A 2158-nucleotide genomic window follows, 5' to 3' on the forward strand; every position below is an offset into this window, starting at 1 on the left:
CCATTAAATTTGCTTTTTGCAAACGTAGTCTGGCCATTTTTTCTAATACAGAACGCGTATCGCCATAATCATTTTTCTCAGCACGAGTCCAAGATGCTTTAAATAATTTTTCTCTAGAAGCTCTGTTGGTCATGCTTTGCAGCAAAGGTTGCTGTGTTGTATTCAATAATCCTATTAAATATTTTCCATCATGACCGGCTTCAGTAGCTTTTGCCTTAGCAGCTGCAATTTCGTTAGCACTTAATCCATCTAAGTCAGAAGCATTGTCATAAAGAACAGCACCGTTCTTACGAGCGATTAAAAGCTTGCTTCCAAACTCCGTTCCTAAACTGGCCAGTTCTCCATTAATGGCTTTCATTTTTTCTTTATCAGCATCAGATAAATTGGCTCCTGCCAATTCAAATTCTGTTAAATAGTATTGCGTAAGCTTTTTGTCCTCGCCTTTAAGTGCATTTAAATCGATTGCTTTAAAACGCTTGTACAATTTAGTATTCAAGTACATTTTATCGCTGTGCGCAGAGAATATAGGAGCATATTCCGCTTGCAATGCTTGTAAAGTAGGATTGGTATTCGATCCTGTTAAATTGTAAAAAAGACTAGTGGCTCTTTTTAGGTCAACACCTGCAGTTTCGAATGCCAATACGGTGTTTTGAAAAGTAGGCTTGGCTGGATTGTTAGCAATCGCCATGATTTCCTTGTCGTGCACCGCTAGACCATACTCGAAAGCAGGTTTAAAGTCTGCATCTTTTATCAGATTAAAGGGCGGTGCTTGGTATTGCAACGTACTTTTTTGTAATAACGGATTCGTCATTTTTACATTTTTATTTTGAGCGTGGACTGTTTGCATCGATGCAACTGCCATCAACACGCTACCAGATATAATTATCTTTGAAAAAGCCTTCATAAATTAGATTGATTTAATTTTCGCCATAAAAGTACGCAAAAAATAGGTTTATGAAAACGGTAGTCTAATTAATATTTGGTAGTAAGCTGGGCTTTTTCAAGAATTCTGCTAGTACGGAAATTAGTCCTATATTTGTTTTTCTCTAAAAAAGAGTTCCTATGAAATCCATTTTTGATCCAACTGAAAACCAAGCCATGATCGCTAGGATTTCAAATCTACAACCCAATAGCAAAGCTGCTTGGGGTAAAATGAACGCTACTCAAATGTGCCAACATACCAATGCCGCTATCTTGGTCGCTTTTGGAGAAAAAGAAGTCAAAGTGAATTTCGTCTTTAGACTTTTAGGCCGAATGATGAAAAATAAGGTCTTCAACTCTGAGTTTAAGAAAAACAGTCCTACTGCCAAGGAATTTATTTTTGTAGATCCGTACGACTTTGAAAATGCCAAATCAGAATTGATTCGTAATTTTAAACGTTTTGAAAAAGGAACAGAATCAGTAAGAACTATGGATCATCCTTTTTGGGGTAAGCTGACGTATGAAGACTGGAATAAATTAATGTGGAATCACATGGATCACCACCTGAGACAATTTAATATATAACTAATACCAAATCAATACCAACAACCATGAAGTATCTCTATTATTTTACTTTTTTAATCGCTGCTATCGCTAGTGCACAGCAAAAAAAGCAACCTACATTAGACTATTATTTACCTCAAAATGTAACCTACAACAAAAACATTCCTACTCCAAAAAGCATCTTCAATTTTGAATTAGGCGAAATGCATACTGATCACACACAACTGGCCTACTACATGAAAGAAGTAGCCAAAGTATCTGATCGAATTGCTATTGAAACAACGGGCTATACTTTTGAAAACCGCCCTTTGCAATTGTTGACTATTTCGAGTCCAAAAAATTTAGCGCGTATTAAAGAAATTAATGAGCAACATCTAGCTAATTTGACTGGGAACAACCAAACAAAAATTGCAGACATGCCTATAGTAGTTTACCTAGGCTACTCCATTCACGGAAACGAATCAAGTGGATCAGGAGCGGCAATAGCATTAACGTATTATTTAGCGGCTTGCGAAAGTGCCGAACTTGAAAAAACATTAGAAAACACGGTGATACTATTAGATCCTTGCTTTAATCCTGATGGGATTCAGCGTTTCTCAACTTGGGTAAACAGCAACAAAAGCACGAATCTAGTTACGGATTCTAATGATCGTGAATTCAATGAGGGATGGCC

General features: G+C 36.8%; 2 protein-coding genes and 1 pseudogene. 2 read left to right on the top strand and 1 reads right to left on the bottom strand.

Annotation, left to right across the window (positions count from 1 at the left end):
• Positions 1-847: pseudogene (locus P8M54_RS00440) on the bottom strand (dipeptidyl carboxypeptidase II); the annotation flags it as partial.
• Between the two features lie 215 nt (positions 848-1062).
• On the opposite strand from P8M54_RS00440, the gene P8M54_RS00445 reads away from it, so the two are divergent.
• The gene (locus P8M54_RS00445) at positions 1063-1506 is read left to right on the top strand and encodes a DUF1569 domain-containing protein (protein WP_300283762.1); all 444 of its coding nucleotides are present in this window, start codon (positions 1063-1065) and stop codon (positions 1504-1506) included.
• 26 nt (positions 1507-1532) lie between these two features.
• A partial coding sequence (locus tag P8M54_RS00450) for a M14 family zinc carboxypeptidase (protein WP_300283764.1) occupies positions 1533-2158 on the top strand: 626 nt, incomplete at its 3' end.

This window comes from Flavobacterium sp., from assembly GCF_029242675.1.
In the GTDB taxonomy this organism is placed as follows: Bacteria; Bacteroidota; Bacteroidia; order Flavobacteriales; family Flavobacteriaceae; genus Flavobacterium.

Excerpts from the sequence above, each read along its gene's own strand:
- P8M54_RS00445 (WP_300283762.1), top strand. The coding sequence starts at position 1,063 with ATGAAATCCATTTTTGATCCAACTGAAAACCAAGCCATGATCGCTAGG.